The sequence below is a fragment of the Saccharothrix obliqua genome (genome assembly GCF_019375475.1).
GTDB classification, from domain to species: domain Bacteria; phylum Actinomycetota; class Actinomycetes; order Mycobacteriales; family Pseudonocardiaceae; genus Actinosynnema; species Actinosynnema obliqua.
Genome location: NZ_JAHXGQ010000003.1, coordinates 679381 through 698968, shown reverse-complemented (window position 1 = coordinate 698968; position 19588 = coordinate 679381). Strand labels below are relative to the sequence as shown.

The following is a 19588-nucleotide window of genomic DNA, read 5'->3' as shown; positions in this document are numbered from 1 at the left end:
CAGAGTCTAGGGTGTCCGGTGTGAGAGTCGCGCTGTTCGTCACCTGCCTCGTGGACGGCCTCTTCCCGGACGTCGGCAAGGCGACCGTCACCCTCCTGGAGCGACTGGGGCACGAGGTCGTGGTGCCGCGTGGTCAGACCTGCTGCGGGCAGATGCACGTCAACACGGGCTACGCGCGTCAGGCGGTGCCGATCATCCGCAACCACGTGGAGGCGTTCGCGGACGCCGACGTGGTCGTCACGCCCTCCGGCTCCTGCGCCGGCTCCATCCGCCACCAGCACGCGGACGTGGCCGCCGAGCACGGTGGCCGCCGCCTCGCCGCGGCGGCCGAGGAGGTCGCCGGGAAGACCTACGAGCTGTCCGAGTTCCTGGTGGACGTCCTCGGCGTCACGGACGTCGGCGCGTACTTCCCGCACCGCGTCACCTACCACCCGACGTGCCACTCCCTGCGCATCCTGCGCGTCGGCGACCGACCGCTGCGGTTGCTGCGCGAGGTGCGGGGCATCGACCTGGTCGAGCTGCCGTCCGCCGACACGTGCTGTGGTTTCGGCGGCACGTTCGCGCTCAAGAACGCCGACACGTCCACGGCGATGCTCGCCGACAAGATGACGAACATCGTCGGCACCGGCGCACGGGTAGTGACGGCGGGCGACGCCTCGTGCCTGATGCACATCGGCGGCGGGTTGAGCAGGCTCCGGGCCGGGGTGCGACCGGTGCACCTGGCGCAGGTCCTCGCGAGCACCGCCGCGGCACCGATGGCGGTGGCGGTGCGATGACGTTCCTCGGGATGCCCTCGCGAAACCTGGTCGGCGAACCGTTCCCCCGCGCCGCCCGCGCGGCGCTCGGCAACGCGCAGCTCCGCCGCAACCTGGCCAAGGCCACCGGCACGATCCGCGCCAAGCGGGCGTCCGTGGTGGCCGAGGTGCCGGACTGGGCCGGGCTGCGCGCGGCGGGCGCGGCGATCAAGGACGCCGTCCTCGCGGACCTCGACACCCACCTGCTGCGCCTGGAGGAAGCGCTCACCGCGCGCGGCACGACCGTGCACTGGGCGCGGGACGCCGAGGAGGCCGCGCGCGTCGTCACCGAACTGGTCACCGCCACCGGGACGACGGAGGTGATCAAGGTCAAGTCCATGGCCACCGCCGAGATCGGCCTCAACGACGCCCTCGCCGCGGCCGGGGTGCGTGCCGTCGAGACCGACCTCGCCGAGCTGATCGTGCAGCTCGGCGACGACCGGCCGAGCCACATCCTGGTGCCCGCGATCCACCGGGGCCGCGCCGAGATCCGCGACCTGTTCCGCCGCGAGATGCCCGGCGTCGACCCGGACCTGCCCGACGACCCGGCGGCGCTGGCCGAGGCCGCCCGCCGGTACCTGCGGCACAAGTTCACCACCGTGGACGTGGCCATCTCGGGCGCCAACTTCGCCGTCGCCGACTCGGGCGCGCTGGTCGTGGTGGAGTCCGAGGGCAACGGCCGGATGTGCCTGACCCTGCCGCGCACCCTGATCAGCGTGGTCGGCATCGAGAAGCTGGTGCCCACGTGGCAGGACCTGGAGGTCTTCCTCCAGCTGCTCCCCCGCTCCTCCACCGGCGAGCGGATGAACCCCTACACGTCGGTGTGGACCGGGCCGACCGAGGGGCAGACCAGCCACGTCGTGCTGGTCGACAACGGGCGCACCGCCACGCTGGCCGACCCGCGTGGCCGGGCCGCGCTGCGTTGCATCCGCTGCTCGGCGTGCCTGAACTCGTGCCCCGTGTACGAGCGGACCGGCGGCCACGCGTACGGCTCGGTCTACCCGGGCCCGATCGGCGCGGTGTTGTCGCCGCAGCTCACCGGTGTGCGACACAACAAGACGCTGCCGTTCGCGTCGTCGTTGTGCGGTGTCTGCTACGACGTGTGCCCGGTCGCCATCGACATCCCCTCGATGCTGGTCCACCTGCGTGGCGAGGTCGCCCGGACGACCGCGCCGAACGCCGAGTCGGCCGCGATGCGCGCCCTCGCCTGGGCGATGTCGGACTCCCGGCGGTGGGCACGTGCGTTGCGCGCGGGCAGGCTCGGCCGCGCCCTCGGCCGCCGCCGCGACCGCATCGGCAGGCTGCCACCGCCGCTGTCCGCGTGGACGGACGCGCGCGACCTGCCACGCCCGCCGCGGCAGACGTTCCGCGACTGGTGGGAGACCCGATGAGCACGGCACGCGCCGAAGTCCTCCGCCGCGTCCGCGCCGCGCTCGCGCACCGCCCGCCCGCGCCCGACGTGCCCCGCGACTACCGCCGCTCGGGCGGTCCCGGTGACCTGGACCTGTTCGCCGACCGGCTGCGCGACTACCGGGCGCGGGTCCGGCTGACGACGCCGGACGAGGTCACCGCCGCGGTCGTGGCCGCGCTGCGGGAACGCGGTCTCCGGCAGGTCGTGGCCGCGCCCGGCGTGCCGGCGGCGTGGGTGCCCGACGACATCCGCTCGGACGACCACCACACCGCGGGCGGCGTGGTCACCGCGTGCCACGTGGCCATCGCCGAGACCGGCACCATCGTGCTCGACCACGACGCGCGGGACCAGGGCGCGCGGGCGCTGACCCTGCTGCCCGACTACCACCTGGTGGTGGTGCGGCGGGAGCAGGTGGTCGCGGGCGTGCCGGACGCCGTCGCCGCGCTGGCCGGCGTCCGCACCCAGACGTGGGTCAGCGGCCCCTCGGCCACCAGCGACATCGAGCTGGAACGCGTGGAGGGCGTGCACGGTCCCCGCACGCTGGAGGTCGTGGTCGTCCGCTGACGGTCGCCCGCGCCGGGTCGCGGAGCACGCCCCGGTCTGTTGAGCTGGGTGCACCGACACCACCGGGAGGACAGGTGAACGACAACGACGTGCTCCGGCGGATCCGGGAGCTGATGGACGAGGAGCACCGGCTCCGCCACGACGTGACCGGTGAGGGGCTGGACCGGGACGGCGGCAGCCGCCTCAAGGACCTGGAACAGGCGCTGGACCAGTGCTGGGACCTGCTGCGGCAGCGGCGGGCGCGTCGTGAGTCCGGGCAGGACCCCGACGCGGCCGACGCCCGGCCCCGCAGCGAGGTGGAGGGTTACCTCCAGTAAGTCCGGTTCATCCGGATAGCCCGACTGACCTGCGCTATTCCACGTGATGTGGTCACGAACACGCTCGCCCGCCGGCTGATCCGCCCCGTATAGTCCACGCGGAATAATCGGGACGGACTCCGGAGGGGCGGATGGCGGCGGCCAAGTTGACGCCGTTGGGCATGGCGGTGCTGGAGCTGCTGCACGAGCGGCCCATGCACCCGTACGAGATGGCGCAGTTGATGCGTGAGCGGTACGTCGACGCGCGGGTCAAGCTGCGCGCGGGCTCGCTGTACCACACCGTCGAACGGCTCCAGGGAACCGGCTACGTCGAGGTCGTGGACACCCGGCGGGACGGGCGGCGGCCCGAGCGGACCGTCTACGGCATGACCGCCGCCGGGCGCGACGCGTTCGAGCAACGCGGCCGGGAACTGCTCGGCGACCTGGAGCAGGAGTACCCCGCGTACCTCAGCGGCCTCGCCGTCGTGGACGAACTCGGGCCCGACATCGCGATCTCCGAGCTGGAGCACCGGGTGATGCGACTGCGCGCGGCCGTGGCGTCCGACCAGGCCGTCGTGGACGGGCTCCGCGCGGACGGCACCCCGGAGGTCTACTGGCTGGACTGGCGGTTCGCCGCGGCCCGGCGCGCCTTCGAACTCACCTGGACCGAACAACTGCTCGACGAGCTGCGCGCCGGCCGCCTCCGGTTCCCGGACTGCAAGCCGAAGCTGAGCCTCATCGCCAAGGAAGACAATGAACGCGCGACCAACTAACCCGTGGGCGGCGCTCTCCGCGCTGTGCCTGGGCTTCTTCATGATCCTGCTGGACACGACCATCGTGTCCATCGCCGTCCCGGACATGCTCCGCGAGTTGCACGCCGGCCTGAACGCCGTGGTGTGGGTGATCAGCGTCTACCTGCTGACCTACGCCGTGCCGATGCTGTTCACCAGCCGCCTCGGCGACCGGTTCGGCCCGAAGCGGGTGTTCCTCGCGGGTCTGGTGGTGTTCACCGCCTCGTCCCTGTGGTGCGGCCTGTCCGGCGACGTGGAGATGCTGATCGCCGCCCGCGCCGTCCAGGGCCTCGGCGCGGCGTTGATGACGCCGCAGACGCTCGCGTTCATCACGCACCTGTTCCCGCCCGCCGAGCGCGGCGCCGCGATGGGCGTCTGGGGCGGTGTCGCGGGTCTGGCGACCATCACCGGCCCGCTGCTCGGCGGCTTCCTGGTCGACACCTTCGGCTGGTCGTGGATCTTCTACGTGAACGTCCCGATCGGGCTGGTGGCGATCGTGCTGGCGGTCGTGCTGGTGCCCGACTGGCAGCCGCGGCACTCGCACTCGTTCGACGTGCTGGGCATCGTGCTCTCCGCGGCCGGTCTGTTCTGCGTGGTGTTCGGCGTGCAGAACGGCCAGCACTACGACTGGGGCGTCGTCAGCGGTCCGATCACCATCCCGGAGATCATCGGGGCGGGCGTGCTGCTGCTGATCGCGTTCGTGCTGTGGCAGCGGCGCAACAAGCGCGAACCCCTGGTGCCGCTGGCGGTGTTCGCCAACCGGAACTTCTCGGCGGGCACGCTCACCGCGGCCACCGTGGGCTTCACCATGACCGGGATGTTCCTGCCGCTGATCATCTACATCCAGACCGTGCTGGGCCTGAGCCCGACCATGGCGGGCGCGCTGACCGCCCCGATGTCGTTGCTGTCCGGCGTCGTCGCGCCGTTCGTGGGGCGCGCGTCGGACCGGGTCGACGGCCGGTACCTGGTGATGGCCGGGCTGGGGCTGCTCGCGGCGGGCATCGGCATCATCGCGCTGCAAGCCCGCCCGGACAGCGACCCGTGGACGTTCATCCCCGCGTTGCTGGTGTGCGGGCTGGGCATCGGCTGCATCTTCTCGCCGATGAGCAACCTGACCATGAGCACGGTGGAGCCACGCCTGATGGGCACCGCGTCGGGCATCTTCAACACGTCCCGCCAGGTCGGCGGCGTGCTGGGCAGCGCGGCGATCGGCGTGCTGCTCCAGGCGCGGATCAGCACCTCCGTGACGCGGGAGGCGACCGAGGCGGCCGGGCAGCTCCCGGAGCCGTACCGCGTGCCGTTCGTGGAGGCGGTGTCCAACGCGGCGGCGGGTGCGGGCGAGTTCGGCACGAGCGGTGGCGGCGACCTCCCCGGGCTGCCGCCGGAGGTCGCCGCGCGGGCGGCCGAGCTGGTGGGGCAGGTGGTGAACGCGGGCCTCACCGACGCCGCCCGCGTCACGCTGGTGCTGCCGATCGCCGTGCTGCTGCTGGGCATCGGGTCGGCCGCGGTGCTGCGCCGCGTCACCCGCCACCCGGAGCCCGCCCGCGTGGGGTAGTCGCGGCGAGGGCGGCACGCAGCCGCGGGTCCGGCAGGTGGCCGTAACCGATCACCCGACCGGCGACCTCGACCGTGCCGAGTTCGAGGTGTCGCAACGGGACTCCGCGCAGCACTTCGTCCACAATGGATTTCTTGCGGGTGAGCACGCGGACGCGGCGACGCATCGTGCGTGCCACGGTCCCGTCGTCGAGCAGCCGGGCGACGGCGAGCTGCGCCACGTGCGGCGGCTGCTCGGGCAGGTGGTCGGGCGGCTGGGCGACCACGGCGTACCCGACCCGCAGGGCCGGGCCGAAGAGGGCGGCGAAATCACCCGCCACGTCGGGCGCGAGCCGCAGCCCGGCCTCCCGGCCGGTGGTGACCAGCACGGTGCGCCCGTCGAGCCGGCACCCGTGCACCGCCACCAGGTGCGTGGCCAGGGCGTGCCGCAGCTCGGCCGCGCCGTGCGGCTCCGCGGTGGTCGGCGGTGGCGCACCGGCGGCGTGCCGCCACGCCGCCCGCCACGCCGCGTGCGGGAAGGACTCCAGGCACAGCAGGCCCGGTCGCAGGTCGACCGGGCCTGCTCCGGCGGCAGGCCGGGGCGGCGGCGCGGGCGTCCCGGCGACGTAGGTGCCGGAGCCGGCCGCGGCCCGCACGTGGCCACGCGCGGCGAGCAGGTCGTAGGCCGCCTCCACCACGCCGCGGGACACGCCGAGGGTGGCGGCGAGCGTCCGGGTCGACGGCAGCCGCCCGCCGGGCGGCAACCGACCCGCGCTCATCGCGGCCCGCAACCCGGCCGCCACCTGCCGGGGCAGCGGCACACCCGTCCGCCGGTCGAGGACGACCGGAACGGTGAGCGGGGCCGCGAAACGCACCCGAGCACTGTCGCGCCCCGCACCCGACCGACGACACCCGGCGAACCCCACCACGGCATAGCGGAAAACCGCTACGCCGCGGTGCCGCCCACCTCCACGAAGGCAACGCCTCACCACCCGTCAATGGACCCCACCGAGACGTGCCCGACCACGCGGAGGTGCGGGTTCCCGTTGTCGATGACGCTTGCGCTCCGGAGGCGGGTGCGCAGGTTCGGGTCCTGCCGGGGGGACCGCCGCTTGACCTGGGTGTATCCGCCCGTCAGGTAGCCGTGAAGTCCGAGTCGTGACATCACTCGTGAGGCGAGTTCCGGCTTATCGCCCCTCTCATGGCTCGGCTGAACGGCGCAACTCCGCGCGAGCGCGGCAGTATCGACGTGCTGCCCAGTGGCTCTCTGCGGGTGCGTCTGTACGCGGGCTTGGACGCGATCACCAAGAAGCGCCCCGGAACACGCCCCATCATCCGAAGCGCAACCAGCACCGTTCACTCCGGCAGGGGGCAAATCCGGTTGTCCGATTGCTTGCCTCCTACCGCTCAGGCTCCGGACCTGCTGCGGTCGCACGCGTGGTGACGTTCGAACGTCGGACGCGGGGTGCCGTCGAGCCGTCCGCGTGGTGCACGAGGCGGATGCCGGTCGCGACCTTGACGCCGCCGTCGATTGCGCATGTGACGGCGTTCCGGTTCGTCGGCGACGAGGCGGCCCGAAGCACCACCGGCCGGATCAACGTCCTGCACCACGCAAGCGACCGCACCTCGGACACACTGGCGCACAACGGCTTGCGGGAAGTAGCACCGGGCATCGCAGCCGGCAGCGAACGCATGCTCACCTTGATCGACAAGTGTCTTGATCCCGCCATGACCAAGGTTGTCGTCCGCCGCTCGGTCGAACCAACGTCAAGGGTGGATGCATCCTCGGGTTCTCCCATCGAATACCCGACCGAGATCGCCGCGTCACGATCTGCGAGACCTCATCGAGCGGTACCAGGTCGGTTTCGCGGTTTCGCCTTCGAGTACCAGCCCTACCCCAGCACTCCCGCTTGGCCCCGCCTCCTGGCCACCGACCGCCACACCGCCGACCAACTGCTCGACTACAGCCCCGTCGACCTGACCGACCTCGACGAGGATGACCAGCCGATCCCGACGAGCACGACCGGCAGGAGCGGGTCTTCGACCGACACGCCCCTTGTCGCTGTCGGGAGCGGTGGGGCGCGGAGTTGGTCGAGTGGGTGGCCTCGCGCCGGGTGGGCGCGAGGCCGAGGTGGGTCGGAATGACCCGCCAGCTCCTGTCAGGAGGCGCAGACGATGCTGCCGGCGGCGTAGTAGCCCGGGTTGGCGGGGGCGAAGCCCCGGAACTCCCAGAACCCGCCGGTGGTGGCGGGTGACAGGTCGTAGATGTAGGAGTTCACGCCGGGTACGGACATGCCGGCGGACAGGCTGACCGTCCCGGTTGGACAGCTGACGTAGTTGACCTGGCTGCTGTTGGGGACGCTGATGGTCGGGTTGTTGATGGTCTGGTACCCGGCGGGCGGTGCCGCGCAGATCGCGATCGGTTGCAGGGTGTTGTTGCCCGTGGTGGTCTGGTTGAGGGCGGTGTTGGCCCGGTAGGTGCCATCCGAGACCTTGTCGATGTACAGCGCCGACAGGCCGATCTTGGCCGCCGTGCCGGAGGCGATCCCGCCGACTCCGAGTGGGACCCTCCCGGACGGGCAGATCACCGATTGCCGAGCGGCCGACGCCACGTTCTGCGCGATCGGCCCGGCGACGATGGTGTAACCGGCGATGGGGGCGATGCAGATGGCGAACGCGGTGAGCCTGACGGTGGTCCGGTCGGGGTTGAACGACGCCACCTCCCAGCCTCGGGCGTCCCTCGACGGGGCGCTGCGCAGCAGGAAGTCCCCTGGTTCGCTGTACACGCCGCCCCCGGCCACGTAGGCGCCGGCAGGGCAGGACACCGAGGTCACCTGCCGGTTGGGAACGGTGACGGACTGCCCCGGCACGACCTGGTAGCCCGGCGGGTTCGCCATCGCCGTCCCGGTCGTCGTCACGCTCATGCCGAGCGTCGCGGTGATGACCGCCAGGCCCGCTGCTGCGTATCGCGCTGATCTCATGGTCTCTCCTTTTGACCACGGGCCGTGCCCCCGGGCAGCCCCAGTGGCTGACCCGACCGAGCACGACGCCGTCGTGCCGGCCACCCGCGCCATGTCGTTCCGGCGGCCGTCCCGGCCCGGCATGCGTTCCCACCTGCCCAAGTCCCCGACAGGATGCGGCAGGGTGCCTTCAGTTCAGGCCGAAGTCACGCACGAGGGGCGGCGACCCCGACCAGCCACCCACGCCATGCCGCGCACAAACCCGACGATAGAACCGAACGGCTGGCAGCAATCCGCCAAAACGCTGCTACCGAGCCATCAACTGGTCCAGCGGTAGCAGACCTGAACGGCCCAGCGACACGCCCCGGAACGGGGCCGCCCCGCGGACACCGCAGTGCGGACAGCCAGGCGTCCGCTCGGAGGCGACGCCCGCACCAGCCGTCGGAACGCGGATCGGAGGCCGCTCGGAGAACGGGTTGGCCAACACGTTCGTTTGACGGATCGAGGGTGCCGTGACGCTGGTGGGGCTGGTGCGGTTCGGCAGGAGACCGCGCGACAGCACGACGCGCGACAACATCCGCGTGGTGGTGTTCAGGAGATCGGCGGCACGCTCGCCGTTGACGCCCGTCCGGCGCTGATCGCCACGCTCGACTCCCTGCGCCCCGGCGACATGCTCACCGACCAGGAGGTCGACGCGCTCGGCCGCATCTCCTCGGAGGACTGCTCGTGCTCAGCGACCTGATCGGCCGTGGCATCGCCGTCGAGATCCTCGGCGGCACCCCAACAGCGGGCTGGTGACCGAGACGCCGACGAACCAGGCAGTGCCCGGCAAGACCGCATTCGACCGCATGTGCACCGTGATCAATCGCGGGAACGGCGTCCTGAACGTCACGGCTCAGCACGCCAGCGGGGAGGCACCGCCACCGTCGCCGTTGTGTCGCCGTTGTCGTGCGACGTCGGCCGAGTGTACTCGTAATTGGCTCCACATGCGTTGTGGACACCATTTGTCGGCGATGCCTTCAAATCCCGTGCGGAGCAGTGTTGATACCGTCAGCAAGACCGCTCCGATGCTGGAACCGGCCAGTAGGGGTATATTCCTTTCGCGTTTTAACCCACTCCACAGGAGTTCCTGTTGCGGCGCAGTCCGTGATGACCTGCACGGGTGAGGCCGGAAAGCCGTTTCGGCGTCGCGTACAGTGATAACGCCTGTCTCGGTTCGCCCACGATCGGTGTCTTGCGCGGTGGCTGGAGGTCGCCGGAATGGTGCGGCCGAGTGTCTCGTGGATGGTCTCGCGGTGCGCCTGCGAGGTCGGCGATCCCCGGTGTGGGTGGTTCTTGACCCGAAGATCCATCGACAGCCGGAATCCACACCTTTGGGTCGACCGGAGGTGGCGGGCATTCCCTCGCGTGCCCCATGTCGTAATCCTGGGTGGAGGTGTTCGATTACGCGGTCGCCTGAAGGACCGGGACGAGGAGGCGTCAACCATGACCATCACGGCCCAGCTCTCGCCATCGACCATCGATCTCGGGACGAACCCCGATTCACCGGACAGCCACCGGGAAACGGTGCGGGTGGAACTCCCCGGCAGCGGGGTCGTCCCCAGGATCGACGTCTACTTCCTGACCGACACCACGAGCAGCATGAGCGGTGTCATCAACGCGGTCCGCACGCGTGTCGAGGAGATCCTGAACAAGCTGGTGACCGCCGCCAACGGGGTGGGCGCGAACGTCCACTTCGGCGTCGGCAACTACCGGGACCTGGACTATCCGGCCGCCGAGCGCTTCCAGCACCAGGTCGCGCTGAGCCCGAGTTCCCACGCGGCTGCCGACGGCATCCGCGCCTGGGCGGTGACCCCCGGGGGCGCGACCATCGCGGAGGGGCAGTTCTACGCGCTGGACCAGCTCGCGCAGCCACCCGGCGGGTCGATCGGGTGGCGCACCGACGCCAAGCGGATCGTCGTCTGGATCGGTGACGCGCCCGGCCACGACCCGATCTGCCAGGCGGTGTCCGGGCTGGCCCACGACGTCACCGAGCAGTCGGTCACCCTCAAACTCCAGGGGCAGGGGATCTTCGTCCTGCCGATCAGCACCCCGACGGGCTCGACCGGTCCGGGACTGAACGCCAACCCGGTGCCGCTGTCCAACGGCGGCCCGTACAAGGACCGGTGCGCCACCGGTGGCGCGGCCGGCCAGGGTTCCCGGATCGCCGCCGCGACCGGCGGCACCTACCGGGACGGCATCACCCCCGACACCGTGGTCCAGACGATCATCGACCTCGGCACCGCGGGGATCACCACGCTCGGCAACGTCAACCTGGTGCCGGACCCGGCGATCGCGCCGTTCGTGCGAGTCGAACCCGCCGGTGGCTACGGGCCCTTCACCGGCGCCCACCCGAGCACCCTCGACTTCCAACTGGAGTTCCCCGGGGCGACCGGCACCCCGGCCGCCCCGGTGACCCGGGAGATCTCCGTCGAGGGTGAGATCGCCGCGGTCGTGGACGGCGTGCGGACCGGTTCCACCCGGGTGAAGATCGTCGTGCCGGACCTGGCCGGGCACCACTACCGGATCCAGTCCACCCTCAGCGGCCTGTACCTCCAACTCGACGACCCGGGCTGGACCGGCGACGGCGGCAACGTCGACCAGAACGACTACACCGGCCTGGAAGCACAGCACTGGGAACTGGTCCCGGTCAGCGGAGGCGGCTACCGGATCAAGAACGTCGACCCCGCCCGCGACCGCTACCTGGAAGTGGTCGGCATGTCCTCCGACGACGGCGCCGAGGTGCTGACCCGATCGGACCCCGATGGCCCGCACAAGGAGTGGCTGCTCATCCCCGCGGGCTCCGGCGACGGCAGGGGGCCCGCGTTCCGGATCCAGAACCTGCACACCGGCAAGGTCCTCGACATCCGAGGCGGCAGCACCGAACGCGACGCACCGGTCTTCCAATACTTCTACTGGGGCGACTACCCGACCTTCCAAGAGAACCACAACCAGCACTGGCGGCTCGAACGCGTCTGACACGCCGGGACGAACAACGCACCACCCGCACCTTCTGACCACCACACGCGACCGCACCACCCGCCGGCGAGGCCCAGCGACGCGTGGACGACCACCGCCGGTGGCCGTGCGTCCGCGACCCATCACAGCCGCAGCCGTGGACGGGGCCGGTCGAGTGCGGAGCCGCAGTGCGCCGGACCGCCTCCGGAGTGCGCGAGGAGAGCGCGGCCACCCGAGGCTGAAGTATCCGTACCCGGACCACCTCCGGGTCGCGCCAGCGATCACTCGCGCGGGCCGGGTCGCCGGTCGGCCCGACCCGGGTCGTTAGAACCGGGCACCGGTCATGACGGTGTCGAACCGGGTGCAGTCGTTGACGTTGCCGCCGGTCAGCACCACCGACAGCGGTCGGCCGTGGCCGTCGCGGGCAAGGTGGATCCTGGTGGTGGGCCGCCGCGGGAGCGGCCGATGGCTCGCTGTGCCCGCCGCACGACCCGACCGCCCCTGTGTGGGACGTGGTCGTGCGGCGGGCTCCGGCGGCGTGCTGGCGCGCGCGATGCCGGAGTCCACCGAGACTTCCCGGTCCAACTCGTCGATCGCCTCGGCGATGACCCGTACCCGCGACACCGGCGTCGTGAGGGTGCCGTTGCGCGCCCGGCGCCAGAACCGGTTGAAGACCGTCTTCCACGCCCATACCGTTCCGACAACGCCAGGCCACACCCGTCCTGGCCTTGAACAGCATCCCGTTGACCACCCGACGGTCATCCACCCGAGGACGACCCTCTCCACCCGAGGCAGGCAGCAACGGCTCGATCGCTCATCGGTCAACTCGTGCCTGCGACTCCGCATGGGCATCGGCGAACAGGTATGGCCAGAGGCCGACGCCTCCGGAAGGATGCCGATTACGCCCTCACGCGGCCCGCGGAGGCCGCGAATGCGCGACGCACCCGATGGAACTCCTCTGTTCCGGAACCGTGGTGGTGTGGTTCGGAACCTCGAGCGTGTCACGACGCGCCGAGCGGTTCTGAGGTTGACGTCGGCGTGTCATCCCGGGTTTTGGAACGATGGGCGAGATCGATTGCTTGATCGGAGTGTCTTACCTGCTCATGCACGGCAGCGCTGGAAGTCCGCTTCCACGGCTGTAGGAGGGGCTGCACGGCCTCGCCGATCGCACGCTCGCGCAGGCAGCGCTGGAAGTCCGCTTCCACGGCTGTAGGAGGGGTGCCTCAGTGGCCGCGGTAGCGCAGGGCGGCCACGCCGCGGTCGAGGTCCACCCCGGTGGTCAGCTCGTGATCGGGCGGAGTTCGCGCCGGGGTTGGCGTCGGCGCAAGGGGGTGGCGCTGCCGGGGCGGTAAGGTCTACGCCCCTCCGCTGTCGCCCGAACGGGTAGTCCGTGAGGAGGCTTTTCGATCTTGCGTTGAGGGTGTTCCGGTGACGCCGTTCGTGACGCGAAGCGGAGTCCAACGTAGGTGCAGAAGATGACGGCATGATCATTGGTGTTGTCATAGTCGCGGTAGATGGCGGTGGAGACGATGGTGAGTGCCTGTGCCGGGCGGTCGCCACAGACTGACGCGGTGAGAGCCGTCCTGCCGCACGTGACCGCCGCGGTGGGCTGCCTGGCGATGGCGACCTCGGTGGCGGCGGCCCTGTTCGGGCCGGCGCCGCTCGCCGCGATCGCGCTGCTGCTCAGCTCACCCGTGCCGCACCTCGCGGTCGGCCTGCTGCTGTGGCGGCGGGCGGACGGGCACCCCGCGGCGCGGCGGTTGTTCCACTTCGGCTGCCTCCAGGCGGTGGTGTTCGCGCCGCAGTACGTGATCAACTCACTCGGCCGGCCGGACCTGCCGCACTCCCCCGCGGTGGTCGGCGTGGTGCTGCCGCTGGAGATGCTGGCCACCGCGCTGTGGGCGCGTGCCGTGGCGCTGCTGCCGGACGGCCGCCCGCGGTGGTGGTGGGAACGGGTGCTGCTGGGCGCGTTGTGGGCGGTGCCGCTGCTGCCCCTGGTGTGGCTCGCGGTCGACCGCGACGCCGTCCTGCGCGACCCGTTCCGGTTCGACGTGGTGGGCGTGGCGATGGTGGTCACCGGGTTGGCGTTGTTCTACGCGCGGTACGCGCGGTCTTCGGCGGCCGACCGGGCGAAAACGCGGTGGGTCGCGGTCGCCGGGCTCGTGGGCCTGGTCGCCGTGCCGGCGCGGCTCGCGGTGACCTGGCTGGACGACCGGGCCGCGCAGGAGCCGTGGATCCTCGCGTTCAACGTGGCGCACGGCCTGGTCCTGCTGACCGGCATCGTGCTCGCGGCGGTGCGGGACCGGCTGTTCGGCGTGGACGTGGCCGTGCCGCGCTCGGCGGTCTACCGGGTGCTGTGGCTGCTGGTGGGCACCGCCTACGTGGCGTCCGCCGCGCTGCCGGGCCTCACCGCGGCACGCGCCGCGCCGGTGGAGGCGGTGGTGCTGGTGTCCGTGCTGGCCGCGGCGGCGTTCGCCCCGCTGCGCGCGCGGCTGGCGGGCGCGGCCCGGCGGCTGGTGTTCGGGCGCGTGGTGAGCGGCCCGGAACTGCTGGCCAGGCTCGGCGGCACCCTGGAACGCGCGCACGACCCGGCCGAACTCGCACCGCACCTGGCCGCGGTCGTGCGTGAGGGGTTGGGCCTGCGGTGGGTCGCGGTCGCGCTGGACGGGCCGGCGGAAGCGGTCGACGGTGAACGCGCGCCCGGCGGTGAGCGGGTGCCGCTGACGCACGCGGGCACCGTGCTGGGCGTCCTGGAACACGGGCCGCGCACGGACGGCACGCCGCTGTCGGCGGCGGACCGGGACCTGCTCGCGACGGTCGCCCGGCAGGCCGCGCTCGCCGTCCGCAACGCCCGGCAGGCACGCGAGCTGGCCGAATCGCGGGCCCGCATCCTGGCCGCGCAGGACACCGAGCGGCGGCGGTTGGAACGCCTGCTGCACGACGGCGTGCAGCAGGAGCTGGTGGCGCTGGTGGTCAAGATCCGGTTGGCGCGCAACGAGGTGGTGCGTGCCGGTGGCCGGGACGCCGCGCTGGGCGAAATCCAGGAGGACGCCTACCGCGTGATCGACGGGCTGCGCGAGGTGGCGCACGGCATCCAGCCGCCGCTGCTGAGCGACCAGGGCCTGGTGGCGGCGGTGCGGTCGCGGGCACGTCGGCTGCCGATCCCGGTCGCCGTCACCGCCCGCGCCGGCGCGCGGTACGAGGTCGGCGTGGAGGAGTCGGCGTACTTCCTGGTCGCCGAGGCGCTGACGAACGTGCTCAAGCACGCGCACGCGTCGGCCGCGACCGTCGACATCGGTCACGAGGCGGACACCCTGGTGGTGACCGTGGCCGACGACGGCCGCGGCCTGCCGGACCGGGCGACCGGCTCCGGCCTGACCGGGATGCGCGACCGCGTGGAGGCGGTGGGCGGCGCGATCACGCTGACCGCCGCGCCCGGTCGGGGCACGGCGGTCACCGCGCGGTTCCCGTTGCGGGAGCGCGGGTGTTGAGGGTCGTCATCGCCGAGGACCACTTCCTTGTGCGGGAGGGCGTGCGCCGGCTGCTGGAGGACACCGGCGAGGTCGAGGTGCCCGCCGCGGTCGGTGACGCGACCGCGCTGCTGGCCGCCGTGCGGGAGCACCGACCGGACGCGGCGCTGGTGGACATCCGGATGCCGCCCGGTCACGGCGCGGAGGGCATCGCCGCCGCGCACGCCATCCGCGCCGAGTTCCCGGGCACCGGCGTGGTGGTGTTGTCCCAGCACGCCGACGAGCACTACGCGTTGAGCCTGTTCCGCGACGCCACGGACGGGTTGGCCTACCTGCTCAAGGAACGCGTCGGCGAGTTGGACGAGCTGCTGCGGGCACTGCGGGCGGTGGCGGCCGGGCGGTCCGCGGTCGACCCGCGGATCGTGGACGTCCTGCTCCGCGCGCGGCGCGGCGACTCGCCGCTGGACCGGCTCACGCCACGCGAGCTGGACGTGCTCGGCCGCATGGCGCGCGGCCACGCGAACCGGGCGATCGCCGCCGAGCTGGGCCTGGCGGAGTCCACAGTGGAGAAGCACGTGAACGCGACCTTCGCCAAGTTGGGCCTGGGCGCGGAGACCGCGTTGCACCGCCGCGTCGCCGCCGTCCTCGCCTACCTGCGGCACGGCGACGGGACGTGAGCGCGCTTCGGGATGCCGAAGGGCTCCGCACGCCGCCACGCCCGCACGCGCGGAAAACGCCGATTCAACGGGGTTTCGACGTCATACCCCGCTGTTAGCATGCGCCGCCACACAGTCCTGGTCATCGGAAAGGTGACGCCAGATATGCACAAGAACAAGCCCAAGGCGGACGCACTGCGGGAACTGCACACCGACGGGGTGCTGGTCCTCCCGAACGCCTGGGACGCGGGCAGCGCCGCGCTCATCGCGCAGGCCGGGGCGAAGGCCGTGGCCACCACCAGCGGCGGCGTGTCGTGGGCGGTGGGCAGGCCGGACGGGCAGAGCCTGTCCCGGGACGAGATGGTCGAGCAGGTGCGCCTGATCGCGTCGGCGGTCGACGTGCCGGTGACCGCCGACGTCGAGGGCGGCTACGGCCACACGCCCGAGGACGTCGCCTTGACCGTGGCGGCGGTCGTCGGGGCGGGCGCGGTGGGCATCAACCTGGAGGACTCCAAGGGTTTCGGCGTCCCGCTGTTCACGATCGAGGAGCAGACGGCCCGGCTGCGGGCGGTGCGCAGGGCCGCCGAGCGCGCGGATCTGCCGGAGCTGTTCGTCAACGTGCGCACCGACGTCTTCCTGTTCCAGGTGGGCGAGCCCGAGGGTCGTCTCCAGGACGTGCTGGCGCGGGCGGTGGCCTACGCCGAGGCGGGCGCGGACTCGCTGTTCGTCCCCGGCCTGGTGGACCTGGACGTGCTGAAGGAGGTCGTGGCCGGTTCGCCGCTGCCGGTCAACGTGATGGCCGGTCCGGGCGCGCCGACCGTCGCCGAGTTCGCGGGCGTCGGCGTGCGGCGGGTCAGCCTCGGCACCGCGGTCGCCCAGGCGGCCTACTCGGTGGCGCGGCGGGCGGCGGCCGAGGTGCTGGCCGAAGGCTCGTACACCGAGCTTGCCGGCGCGCTCGACTTCGGTGCCGTCAACAGCGTGTTCACCCGTTGACGGAGTTTGATCGCCGCGTCAGATCAACCCTGTCGGACAACGCCCGGCTCGGGTGAACTGGCCGCGTCGGGGCGTCCGGACGGGCGTCCCGACCACGCGCACGACAGGCCGCATCCGACGCAGACGAACGGGGTAGCGCAGTGAGCACCAGGGAAGCGGGCACGTCCGGTGGCGTCTTCGCGAGCATCCGCGCCACGCCCTTACCGGTCCGCTACCTGCTGGTCGGCGTCCTGGTCAACCAGCTCGGGGCGTTCGCCCAGACGTTCCTGGTGCTGTACCTGACGGTGAACGGGTTCTCCATCGGCCAGGCGGGCATCGCGCTCACCTGCTACAGCGCGGGCGCGGTGCTCGGCACGCTGCTCGGCGGCGAGCTGACGCACCGGCTCGGGCCGCGCGGCACGATCGTCGCCGCCATGTCGGTGTCCGCGGTCGTGCTGGCCGTGCTGCCGTTCCTGGCCGAGCCCTCGATGTTCGCCCTGATGCTGGTCGCGATCGCGCTGGCCGGCCTCGCCACCCAGTGCTACCGGCCGGCCGCCGCCGTGCTGCTCAGCGAGCTGATGCCGGCCGAGCACCGGGTGATGGCGTTCTCCATGATGCGGATCGCCCTCAACGGCGGCGCCGCGCTCGCGCCGCTGATCGCCGCCGGCCTGATCCTGGTCGACTGGAACCTGCTGTTCTGGTTCGACGCGACCACCGCGCTGGCCTACGTGCTGGTGGCCAGGTTCACGCTGCCCGCCACCTCCGCGCCGCGTGACGAGGAGGAGGCCGAGTCGGGCGAGCAGCGCCGCTCGGCGTACGCGGTGATGCTGCGCGACGGCCGGTACCTGGCGTTCCTCGCCTCGGTGCTGCTGGGCACGCTGATCTACGTGCAGTACGTGGTGGCGCTGCCGCTGAAGATCACCAGCGAGGGCCACCCGGCGGCGCTGTACAGCGTCGTGCTGGCCACCGCGTCGGTGATCCTCGTGCTGACCGAGCTGAAGATCACCTCGTACGTGAAGAACTGGGTGCCGTGGGTCGCCGGTGCGGTCGGCACAGCCGTCATGGGCGTCGGCGTGGCCGGGTACGGGCTCGGCTCGCACGCGGTCGTCATCGTGATCGCCACCGGCGTGTTCGTGCTCGGCGTGATGATCAGCGGGCCGACGATGTTCGCGCACCCCGCGAAGTACCCGGCGGAGGTGCGCGGCCGGTACGTCGGCACGCACCAGGCCACGTTCGGCCTCGGCTCGGCGCTCGGACCCACCCTCGGCGTGTTCGCCTGGGAGGCGTTCGGCAACGGGGTGTGGGCCCTGTGCGGTGTGCTGGGCCTGATCGGCGCGTACTTCGCGATGGTCGGGATGCGGGAGCGCACCTCCGCCTGACCCGCGCCGCTCGGCGTTCGGCCCGGCAGGCGTCGCCTGCCGGGCCGAACGCGTGAATGACCCGGATGCCGCCGCGCGCATTCCGGGTCGTCCTGGTTAATAGCCGCGTCACGCGCCGTCAATGATTCGTGACGGGTGGTCGCGGAATGACCACCGCGGGTCACACCCGGTGCCCTTCGTCACCACATTCATGAATCCTATGGTCTGCCAACTGGCGGTGCCGGGGCCGCACCGGTCTGTCCATGCTGGGTCGGCACGTCGAGCAGGAGAGGGTTCCACGGAATGGGTCGACCGGAAAAGCCTGTAGACACCTCGTCCGGAGCCGCGGCCTTCGCGTGCGAGTTGCGCAGACTGCGTGCACGGGCGGGCAACCCGACATATCGCGACATGGGCAAGGTCGCGTTGTACTCGGCGTCGGTGCTGTCCAGCGCCGCCAGCGGCCACCGGATGCCCACGCTCCAGGTCACCCTGGCGTTCGTCGCCGCGTGCGGCGGCGACCGGGAGGAGTGGCGGCGCAGGTGGCTGGAGGTGTCCAGCGGCCTGCGCCCGGACACCACGCCGGCGCGTGCCGACCAGGCGCGCTCCTGCGTGCCGCGGCCGGCGCAGTTGCCGATGCGACCGCGGGGGTTCGCCGGGCGGGACGACGAACTGCACTGGCTGGCCGCCGACACCACCACACCCGTGGTGGTCGGCGGACCGGCCGGTGTCGGCAAGAGCGCGCTGGCCGGGTGCCACGCGCACCGCTTGGCCGTCGACGCGGTCGACGGCCAGCTCTACGCCGACCTCGGGCCGCGCGAGCCCGGCGAGGAGGGCGCGCGTGCGGTGATCGACGGGTTCCTGCGTGCGCTGGGCGTGCCCGCCGAGCACCTGCCCGCCGCACCCGACCAGCAGGCCGGGCTGTACCGGTCGCTGCTGGTCGAGCGCGCGCTCGTGGTGTTGCTGGACAACGTCCGCGACGAGCGCCAGGTGCGGTCGCTGCTGGTGGAGAGCCCGCGCAGCACCACCGTGATCGTCAGCCGGACACCGCTGCTCGGTCTGCACGACGTGCGGCGGCTGGCGCTGGACGTGCCGACGCGTGCGGACGCCATCGCGCTGCTCGCCGGCGCGCTGCCCGAGCGGGTCGCGGCCGAGCCGGACGCCCTGGACCGGCTGGCGCGGCTGTGCGGCGACCTGCCGCTGGCCCTGGCCATCGCGGCGCGCAAGCTCGCGGCCAGACCGGACGTGCCGGTGGACCGGGTCCTGCCGCGGCTGGCCGACCCGGTGGCGTTGCTGGAGTGGCTGCGCGTGGGCGACCTGTCGGTCCACGAGGTGTACCAGTCCACCTACCTGGGACTGGGCGCGCCCGCCCGCGCCGTGCTGCACCGGCTCGCCGAGCGACCGCCGGGCGAGCCCGTCGCGTGCGGTGCGGGCGGCGATGACGAACCACTGCACGAACTGGCCGAGGCGGGCGTGCTGCGGCGGACCGGGCGGCCGGGCGTGCACCGGCTCGACCCGCTCGCGCGCGCCTTCGCGCTGGCGCGCCGACCGGTGCGGCCGGCCGCGCACCACGAATTGATCGCCGGGTCGGAACGGCACTACCGATCAACTGTTCTCTCGACTTGACTCGTAGTCGCGCCGGACGAATGCGGAAATCCACCGCTATTCATCCGGGCGACGCCCGGCGGACATTCTTCGCCCGGCCGGGGGCAGTGCACCGGGGAATGAGGACTCACGCGTCGCGTGTGCGGCCGGCACAGCCGCGCGCCCGTTCGTGGGAACACGACGA

The 19588-nt window shown here is 72.2% G+C and carries 16 protein-coding genes; 14 read left to right on the top strand and 2 right to left on the bottom strand.

Annotated features, from left to right (window positions below):
• Positions 1-20: 20 nt before the first annotated feature.
• The 6 genes from KZQ38_RS12755 to KZQ38_RS12730 all read left to right on the top strand — a co-directional run bounded on the left by KZQ38_RS12755 (position 21) and on the right by KZQ38_RS12730 (position 5411).
• Positions 21-776 carry a (Fe-S)-binding protein gene (locus KZQ38_RS12755; protein WP_219441476.1) on the top strand — a complete coding sequence of 252 codons (756 nt, stop codon included), beginning with the start codon at positions 21-23 and terminating at the stop codon, positions 774-776.
• Positions 773-2185 carry a lactate utilization protein B gene (locus tag KZQ38_RS12750; RefSeq protein ID WP_219441474.1) on the top strand — a complete coding sequence of 471 codons (1413 nt, stop codon included), beginning with the start codon at positions 773-775 and terminating at the stop codon, positions 2183-2185. The genes KZQ38_RS12755 and KZQ38_RS12750 overlap by 4 nt, the downstream gene beginning before the upstream one ends.
• The gene (locus KZQ38_RS12745) at positions 2182-2769 is read left to right on the top strand and encodes a LutC/YkgG family protein (RefSeq protein ID WP_219441472.1); all 588 of its coding nucleotides are present in this window, start codon (positions 2182-2184) and stop codon (positions 2767-2769) included. Before KZQ38_RS12750 ends, KZQ38_RS12745 begins: the two co-directional genes overlap by 4 nt.
• Before the next feature lie 74 nt (positions 2770-2843).
• Entirely contained in the window at positions 2844-3086 is a 243-nt protein-coding gene (locus KZQ38_RS12740; RefSeq protein WP_219441469.1) for a DUF2630 family protein, read from the top strand.
• 131 nt (positions 3087-3217) lie between these two features.
• Positions 3218-3838: a PadR family transcriptional regulator gene (locus tag KZQ38_RS12735; RefSeq protein WP_219441467.1), complete on the top strand. Its 621-nt coding sequence runs from the start codon at positions 3218-3220 to the stop codon at positions 3836-3838.
• The gene (locus KZQ38_RS12730) at positions 3819-5411 is read left to right on the top strand and encodes a DHA2 family efflux MFS transporter permease subunit (protein ID WP_219441465.1); all 1593 of its coding nucleotides are present in this window, start codon (positions 3819-3821) and stop codon (positions 5409-5411) included. Before KZQ38_RS12735 ends, KZQ38_RS12730 begins: the two co-directional genes overlap by 20 nt.
• Here KZQ38_RS12730 and KZQ38_RS12725 read toward each other — a convergent pair.
• A complete protein-coding gene (locus KZQ38_RS12725; protein WP_219441463.1) occupies positions 5377-6264 on the bottom strand; it encodes a GntR family transcriptional regulator in 888 nt (295 codons plus the stop codon). The genes KZQ38_RS12730 and KZQ38_RS12725 overlap by 35 nt on opposite strands.
• A 625-nt stretch (positions 6265-6889) precedes the next feature.
• Here KZQ38_RS12725 and KZQ38_RS12720 point away from each other — a divergent pair.
• Positions 6890-7534: a hypothetical protein gene (locus KZQ38_RS12720; RefSeq protein WP_219441453.1), complete on the top strand. Its 645-nt coding sequence runs from the start codon at positions 6890-6892 to the stop codon at positions 7532-7534.
• Between the two features lie 14 nt (positions 7535-7548).
• Here the strand turns inward: KZQ38_RS12720 and KZQ38_RS12715 are convergent, their stop codons facing one another.
• Positions 7549-8370, bottom strand: coding sequence for a hypothetical protein (locus tag KZQ38_RS12715; RefSeq protein WP_219441451.1), 822 nt, complete (start codon positions 8368-8370; stop codon positions 7549-7551).
• 472 nt (positions 8371-8842) lie between these two features.
• Here KZQ38_RS12715 and KZQ38_RS12710 point away from each other — a divergent pair, with 472 nt between their 5' ends.
• The 7 genes from KZQ38_RS12710 to KZQ38_RS12675 all read left to right on the top strand — a co-directional run bounded on the left by KZQ38_RS12710 (position 8843) and on the right by KZQ38_RS12675 (position 19425).
• A complete protein-coding gene (locus tag KZQ38_RS12710; protein ID WP_219441449.1) occupies positions 8843-9091 on the top strand; it encodes a hypothetical protein in 249 nt (82 codons plus the stop codon).
• A 743-nt stretch (positions 9092-9834) separates the two neighbouring features.
• A complete protein-coding gene (locus KZQ38_RS12705; protein WP_219441447.1) occupies positions 9835-11367 on the top strand; it encodes an RICIN domain-containing protein in 1533 nt (510 codons plus the stop codon).
• Between the two features lie 1550 nt (positions 11368-12917).
• Positions 12918-14837 (top strand): sensor histidine kinase, encoded by a 1920-nt coding sequence (locus KZQ38_RS12695; protein ID WP_219441442.1) that lies wholly within the window; start codon positions 12918-12920, stop codon positions 14835-14837.
• A complete protein-coding gene (locus KZQ38_RS12690; protein WP_372452230.1) occupies positions 14831-15493 on the top strand; it encodes a response regulator in 663 nt (220 codons plus the stop codon). The genes KZQ38_RS12695 and KZQ38_RS12690 overlap by 7 nt, the downstream gene beginning before the upstream one ends.
• A 144-nt stretch (positions 15494-15637) precedes the next feature.
• Positions 15638-16465: an isocitrate lyase/PEP mutase family protein gene (locus KZQ38_RS12685; RefSeq protein WP_219441441.1), complete on the top strand. Its 828-nt coding sequence runs from the start codon at positions 15638-15640 to the stop codon at positions 16463-16465.
• A gap of 140 nt (positions 16466-16605) precedes the next feature.
• Positions 16606-17823 carry an MFS transporter gene (locus KZQ38_RS12680; RefSeq protein WP_219441439.1) on the top strand — a complete coding sequence of 406 codons (1218 nt, stop codon included), beginning with the start codon at positions 16606-16608 and terminating at the stop codon, positions 17821-17823.
• 282 nt (positions 17824-18105) lie between these two features.
• Positions 18106-19425 (top strand): helix-turn-helix domain-containing protein, encoded by a 1320-nt coding sequence (locus KZQ38_RS12675; protein WP_219441437.1) that lies wholly within the window; start codon positions 18106-18108, stop codon positions 19423-19425.
• Positions 19426-19588: the final 163 nt, after the last annotated feature.

Coding starts and splice junctions, on each gene's coding strand:
- KZQ38_RS12750 (WP_219441474.1), top strand. CDS start 773: ATGACGTTCCTCGGGATGCCCTCGCGAAACCTGGTCGGCGAACCGTTC.
- KZQ38_RS12745 (WP_219441472.1), top strand. CDS start 2,182: ATGAGCACGGCACGCGCCGAAGTCCTCCGCCGCGTCCGCGCCGCGCTC.
- KZQ38_RS12735 (WP_219441467.1), top strand. CDS start 3,218: ATGGCGGCGGCCAAGTTGACGCCGTTGGGCATGGCGGTGCTGGAGCTG.
- KZQ38_RS12730 (WP_219441465.1), top strand. CDS start 3,819: ATGAACGCGCGACCAACTAACCCGTGGGCGGCGCTCTCCGCGCTGTGC.
- KZQ38_RS12720 (WP_219441453.1), top strand. CDS start 6,890: ATGCCGGTCGCGACCTTGACGCCGCCGTCGATTGCGCATGTGACGGCG.
- KZQ38_RS12715 (WP_219441451.1), bottom strand. CDS start 8,370: ATGAGATCAGCGCGATACGCAGCAGCGGGCCTGGCGGTCATCACCGCG.
- KZQ38_RS12705 (WP_219441447.1), top strand. CDS start 9,835: ATGACCATCACGGCCCAGCTCTCGCCATCGACCATCGATCTCGGGACG.
- KZQ38_RS12685 (WP_219441441.1), top strand. CDS start 15,638: ATGCACAAGAACAAGCCCAAGGCGGACGCACTGCGGGAACTGCACACC.
- KZQ38_RS12675 (WP_219441437.1), top strand. CDS start 18,106: ATGGGTCGACCGGAAAAGCCTGTAGACACCTCGTCCGGAGCCGCGGCC.